General features: G+C 69.1%; 5 protein-coding genes and 1 pseudogene. All 6 read right to left on the bottom strand.

Going from position 1 to position 6,110, the window contains the following annotated elements:
• Positions 1-396, bottom strand: a pseudogene (locus QH283_RS26990) (acetyl-CoA hydrolase/transferase family protein); the annotation flags it as partial.
• Positions 396-1,592, bottom strand: coding sequence for a thiolase family protein (locus tag QH283_RS26985; protein WP_040795739.1), 1,197 nt, complete (start codon positions 1,590-1,592; stop codon positions 396-398). The gene QH283_RS26985 and the pseudogene QH283_RS26990, both read right to left, overlap by 1 nt.
• A 1-nt stretch (position 1,593) precedes the next feature.
• Complete coding sequence (locus tag QH283_RS26980; protein WP_040795738.1) at positions 1,594-2,376, bottom strand: SDR family NAD(P)-dependent oxidoreductase; 783 nt, start codon at positions 2,374-2,376, stop codon at positions 1,594-1,596.
• On the bottom strand, positions 2,376-3,542 hold the full coding sequence (locus QH283_RS26975) for an acyl-CoA dehydrogenase family protein (protein WP_040795737.1): 1,167 nt from the start codon (positions 3,540-3,542) through the stop codon (positions 2,376-2,378). The genes QH283_RS26980 and QH283_RS26975 overlap by 1 nt, the downstream gene beginning before the upstream one ends.
• A 64-nt stretch (positions 3,543-3,606) precedes the next feature.
• Positions 3,607-4,671 carry an acyl-CoA dehydrogenase family protein gene (locus QH283_RS26970; RefSeq protein WP_280505743.1) on the bottom strand — a complete coding sequence of 355 codons (1,065 nt, stop codon included), beginning with the start codon at positions 4,669-4,671 and terminating at the stop codon, positions 3,607-3,609.
• 9 nt (positions 4,672-4,680) lie between these two features.
• On the bottom strand, positions 4,681-6,110 hold a 1,430-nt coding region (locus tag QH283_RS26965), incomplete at its 5' end, for an AMP-binding protein (RefSeq protein ID WP_432420785.1).

Below are 6,110 nucleotides of genomic sequence, written 5' to 3'. Positions count from 1 at the left end.
GTGCTCGAGTGCATCGGCCATGTAGTCGACACCGATGCCCATCGAGCACAAGCCGTCCCGATCCGGCGGCGCCACCTGGATGAGCCCCGCATCGCACGGCAGTCGCCGCTCGCCGAACATCCGCGGCAGCGCCGAGTAGTGGCAGGGAACCACCTCGAGCTGATCGGTCGCGCCCAGCTCGCGGAGCGCACCGAGACCACCGTAGGAAACCATCGTGTCGGCCGACGAGAACGATTGCGCCAGTTGATCGTTCCAGCTGAGCCCGGTGAACAGTCGCAGCGGTCCGAGCGCGTCCGCCTGCGCCAGCAGCTGGTCGACCAAGGGGCGTGGCTCGGCGGCGGCCTGGCTCCACCACACCCCAGCGCCCGGCCGGATCAGCTCGCCGAAATTCACCATCAATCCACCCGCTCGAGCAGCGTGCCGGTGCCCAATCCGCCGCCGCAGCACATGGTGACCAAGCCGAGCGCGCTGTCGCGACGCTCCATCTCGCGCAGGATCGACGCGATCAGCCGCGCGCCGGTGGCGCCGACTGCGTGCCCGAGCGCGATCGCGCCGCCGTTGACGTTCACCCGGTTCTCGTCCGGCTTCAGTTCCCGCTGCCAGGCCAGCACGACCGAGGAGAAGGCTTCGTTGACCTCGAAGAGGTCGATGTCGTCGACGGTGAGGCCGTTGCGATCGAGCAGCTTGTGCGTGGCCGGGATCGGCCCGGTGAGCATGATGATCGGATCGACGCCGACCGTGGTCTGATCGGCGATACGCGCCCGCACCCGCAGTCCGTACCGTTCGGCGGCCTCCCGCGTGCACAGCAGCACCGCGGCGGCGCTGTCGCAGATCGGGCTGGAGCTGCCCGCGGTGACGCGCCCGTGGTCGGGGCGGAACACCGGTGCGAGCTTGCCCAGCGTCTCCAGGGACGTTCCGGGCCGGATGCACTGATCGCCCGTGCGGATCTCACCGTCCAGTTCCATCCGCACCATCTCGTCGGTGAACCGTCCCGCGCCGACCGCTTCGGCGGCCAGGCGATGGGATCGCACCGCGAACTCGTCCATCTCGGTGCGCGAGATGCCCCAGCGATCGGCGATCAGCTCAGCGCTCTCGCCCTGAGAGACGAAGTCGTAGCGCGCCCGGAGCTCGGCAGGCCACGGCTCGCCGTACAACTCGCTGATCGCGACCGGGGAGTTCATCGGCACGTGCCCCATGTGCTCGACACCGCCTGCGATGACGATGTCGTGCACGCCCGACGCGACGAGCGCGGCCGCGAAGTTCACCGCGGTCTGCGCCGATCCGCAGCGCCGGTCCAGTGTGGTGGCCGGAACCTCGGCAGGGTAGCCCGCCTGGAGCCAGGCATTGCGCCCGATATTGCGGGACTGCTCGCCGAAGGGAGCGGTGCACCCGATGACCAGATCCTCCACCACAGCCGGGTCGATGCCCGTGCGCGCGACGAGGTCCTGGTAGCAGGCGGCAAGCATGGCGTTGGGATGGGTATCGCGGAACCATCCCTTCTCCGGGTGTGACTTGCCGATCGGAGTGCGAACCGCCTCGGCGATCACCACCTCACGGCCCGCGTTCGCGAAAGGTCCGGAAACTCGGCTCATGTCAGATCACCGTCCCACCGTCGACCGGCAGCACCTGGCCGGTGATGTACCCTGCGGCGCCCGAGGCCAGGAAGACGAAGGTGGGCGCGATCTCGTCCGGATAGGCCCAACGGCCCAGCGGGATACGCGCGAGCGTCTTGGCCGCCAGCTTCTCGTTGCTGCGGATGTTCTCGGTCATGGCGGTGGCGGCGAGCGGAGCGATCGCGTTCACCGTGATGGCGCGGCGAGCCAGCTCCCGGGCCAGCGACTTGGTCAGCCCGATGATCGCGGCTTTCGCTGCGCCGTAGTTGGCCTGCCCGATGGTGCCGGTCAGTCCCGCCGCGGAAGTGACGTTGATGATCCGGCCGGTACCGTCGTCGGGCAGATGATCCAATGCGGCCTGGCTGCAGTGGTAACTGCCCATCAGGTGCGTGTCGAGCACCCGACGGAACTTCACCTCGTCCAGCTGCGGGAACATCGCCGGGGCGATCACCCCGGCGTTGTTCACCAGGATGTGCAGCGTGCCGCCGCCCAGCCGGGCGGCCGCGGCGGCGGCATCGCGCGCGTTGCCCGGATCGCAGACGTCGAGGGCGAACGAATCCGCTGTCCCACCGGTCTCGGTGATACGTGCGGCGACCGCGGCGGCCGCGTCCTTGTCGATATCGGTGACCAGCACCGCGGCGCCCGCCGCGGCGAAGGCTTCGGCGACGGCTGCTCCGACGCCGCCACCGGCGCCGGTCACGAGTGCGGTACGACCGTCGAGCGCGAAGGCCTGAAGGCCGGCGGGCGTTGTCTTGTCGGTCATCAGTAGCTCCTGGGGAGGCCGAGGACATGCGAGCCGAGGAAGTTCAGCACCATCTCCTGGCTGATCGGCGCGATCCGGGTCAGCCGGGCTTCGCGGAAGTAGCGGGAGACGTTGTACTCCTCGGAGTAGCCCATGCCGCCATGCGTCTGCAGTGCCCGATCGGCGGCGTCGAAACCGGCGTCGGCGCACAGGTACTTAGCGGTGTTCGCTTCCCGGGCGCAGGGCAGGCCGTTGTCGTAGAGCCAGGTCGCCTTGCGCAGCATGAGTTCGGCGGCGTCCAGCCGTGCCAACGAGTCGGCGAGTGGGAACTGGATGCCCTGGTTCTTGCCGATCGGACGGCCGAAGACTTCGCGGTCGTTGCCGTAGCGCACGCCGGCCCGGAGCGCAGCCCGACCGATGCCGAGCGCCTCGGCGGCCACCAGCATCCGCTCGGGGTTCAGGCCGTCGAGAATGTAGGTGAAGCCTTTGCCCTCCTCGCCGACGCGGTCCTCCACCGGGATCTCGAGATTGTCGATGAACAGCTCGTTGGAGGTGACGGCGTTGCGCCCCATCTTCGAGATGGGCCGGATCTCGACCTTGCTCCGGTCGAGGTCGGTGAGGAACAAGGTCATGCCGTCGGTCTTGCGCGGCGACTCGTCGAACTTCTGCGTGCGCGTCAGCAGCAGGATCTTCTCCGACTCCATCGCCTTGGAGATCCAGACCTTGCGTCCGTTGACGACGTAGGTGTCGCCCTCCCGGCGGGCGAAGGTGGTGATCCGGGTGGTGTCGAGACCGGCGCCCGGTTCGGTGACGCCGAAGCACACGTGCAGATCGCCGTTGACGATGCGCGGCAGCGTGCGCTGCTTGAGTTCCTCGCTGCCGTGCACGATCACCGGATGCATGCCGAAGATCGACAGATGCATCGAGCTGGCGCCGTTCATTCCGGCTCCGGAGGCGGCCACCTGTTCGAGCAGGATCGAGGCCTCGGTGATGCCGTAGCCGTGCCCGCCGTACTCCTCCGGGGTGGTGATGCCCAGCCAGCCGCCTTCGGCGAAGGCGTTGTAGAACTCCGTCGGGAATTCGTGCGCCGCGTCCTTCTCCGCCCAGTACTGATCGTCGAACTTCGCCGCGAGTTCGGCGACCGCGTCACGAATGGTGACCTGGTCTTCCGTCAGTTCGAAATCCACCTGGGGTTCTCCCTCTCATCTTTGCGGTAACTATAACAATGGACTGACCAAAAGAAAACGCGGACTATTCCCCGACGCCAGGGGCACCGAGCAGCGCGGTGGCTATCCGCTCGTTCCACGCCGCAGGTGCTCCGAAGAGAACCCGGTCGAGCTTCGCGCGCTTGTAGAACAGATGCAGGTCGTGCTCCCACGTGTAGCCGATCGCCCCGTGCACGGTCAGCGCGGAATCCGCGAGGCCGGCGACCGGGCCGGTGACCTGCGCCTTGGCCACCGCCGCGACAGTCGCAGCATCCGCACGGGCCGCCTGGACCGCGGCCGCGGCGTACAGCGCCGTCGAATAGGCGGCCTCCACCGTGACGAGCATCTGCGCAGCCGCGTGCTTCACGGCCTGGAATGCGCCGATGAACTGGCCGAACTGCTTGCGCTGCTTGCTGTATGCCACCGCGAGGTCCAGCATCCGCTCGGCACTGCCCAGCGCGTCCGCGGCGACCAGCACCGCGGCCAGGTCGGCGACGCGGGACAGCGCATCCCCGGCGGGCACGACCTCGGTGGCGAGCGCGCCGGTGAACTCGACAGTGCTCACCGAGCGCGCACGATCGAGGAGATCGCCGGCAGTGCGGACCGTCTGCGCGGCCGGGACCCTCGCGATGACGAGCCCTGAGGCCGCCCACACGGGCACGAGCAGGACATCGGCCTCGGCGGCACCGAGCACATGCGGCACCGCCCCGATCAGTCGGCCGCCGTTCGCCGCAACGGGTGCCGCACCCGGCACCCTGTCGGCGCGCACGACGAGCGCGAAACGCCGCTCCCCGGACAACTGGGCGGCCAGTTCGTCGCCGGTCAGCAACGGCGAGACCAGCGCCGCGGCCATCCACGACGAATCGGGCACCGCGCCGCGGCCGAACTCTCGTGCGGCCAACGCGAGCTCGAGCACTCCCCCGCCCTCGCCGCCGACTTCCTCCGGGTAACCGACACCCCACCAGCCCTCACCGATCAGCGCGGCGGTGACATTCGCGGTCTCACCCGAAGTCACCAGTTCGCGCACGGTGTCGATCGGAAACTTGGCGCCGATCCAATCCCGCAGCGACGAAGCGAACAGCTCCTGCTCCTCGGACAGCTCCCAATGCATTCTCACTCCTCAGTTCGCCGCCGTGCCGTGCACGACATCGCGGATGGCCTCGACGGCTTCCGGGTTCTCCGCACTCGACAGGTCACCCGGGTCGGTCCCGATCGCCGCGGCCCGCACAGCGCGGCGCAGGATCTTGGCCGACCGGGTCTTGGGCAAGGCGCGCACCGGCCAGACCTCGGCGGGCGCGAAGGGCTTCCCGACACCGGTCGCCACCAGGCGCCGCAGCTCGTCGGAGACCCCTTCGACATCCGCGTCGGCCCGGGGCACCCAGAACACCCAGACCGTCTCGCCCTTCTTCGCGTCGGGCACGCCGACCGCCGCTGCCTCGGCTACCGCAGGATGGGTGGTGAGCACCGACTCCACCTCCGCGGGGGCCAGGCGCTTGCCCGCGATGTTCATCACGTCGTCGGAGCGGCCGAGGATATACCACTGGCCGTCGTCGTCGACCAGCGCGAAGTCGCCGTGGCACCACATGCCGTCGAAAGTGGACCAATAGGACTCGAGGTAGCGCTCGCGATCGCGCCACACCCCGCGGGTCATGGCCGGCCAGGGCTGACGGCAGACCAGCTCGCCGATCTCGCCGCGCAGAGGTGCCCCGGTGTCGTCGACGACATCGACGTCCATGCCCAGCGAAGGCCCGCCGAGCGAGCAGCTCGGAATCGGCTCCACCGGGTAGGGCGCCAGGAAGGAACCGCCGACCTCGGTTCCGCCGGAGAAGTTGATCACCGGTACCCGGGCGCCGAAGACGTCGCGCGCCAGCCAGTCGTAGGAATCGGGATCCCACGGCTCGCCCGTCGAGCCGAGCACACGCACCGAGGACAGATCCCGCGTCGCGATCTCGGCGAGTGGTGTCGCCTTGAGGGCGCGGATCAGCGTTGGGGAGACGCCGAGCATCGTGATTCCGTGCCGCTGCACCAGATCCCACAGCCGTCCGGCGTCGGGCACGTCCGGGGAGCCCTCGTAGAGCATCAGGGTGGCTCCGTTGGCGTGTGTGCCGAAGGCCGACAGCGGCCCCATCACCCAGCCCATGTCGGTGATCCAGCAGAAGGTGTCACCGGACGAGATGTCGAACGAGTACGCCACCTCGGTGGCCACCTTGATCGTGAACCCGGCGTGTGTGTGCACTGCCCCCTTGGGCTTTCCGGTCGTGCCGGAGGTGTAACCGAGCATCAGGGTCTGCATCGCGGGGAACGGCTGGAACGCGTAGGGCTGTCGATCTGCGCGCACGAGCGTGTCCCAAGCGGTCACGGCGACACCGGTATCGCCGAAATCCAGCTCGCCGCCGACGTTGTCCACGGTGACGACCACGCGCACCGACGGGCTCTGCCGCAGCGCGACGGCGAGTTCGCCTGCCATCGGCACCCTCCCGCCGCGCCGGCCGGGGCCGGCGGCGCCCCCAACCGGCGTGCCCGGTGCGGCGGCGCGCCGGGCCGCGGTGG

Origin of the sequence: Nocardia farcinica (assembly GCF_029867845.1) — a bacterium.
Classification (GTDB): domain Bacteria; phylum Actinomycetota; class Actinomycetes; order Mycobacteriales; family Mycobacteriaceae; genus Nocardia; species Nocardia farcinica_A.
Note: the sequence above shows the minus strand (reverse complement) of the source record. Positions and strands in the feature narration are given on the sequence as shown.

Bases quoted from the DNA above. Each gene is read 5' to 3' on its own strand.
- QH283_RS26985 (WP_040795739.1), bottom strand. From the start codon at position 1,592: ATGAGCCGAGTTTCCGGACCTTTCGCGAACGCGGGCCGTGAGGTGGTG.
- QH283_RS26980 (WP_040795738.1), bottom strand. From the start codon at position 2,376: ATGACCGACAAGACAACGCCCGCCGGCCTTCAGGCCTTCGCGCTCGAC.
- QH283_RS26970 (WP_280505743.1), bottom strand. From the start codon at position 4,671: ATGCATTGGGAGCTGTCCGAGGAGCAGGAGCTGTTCGCTTCGTCGCTG.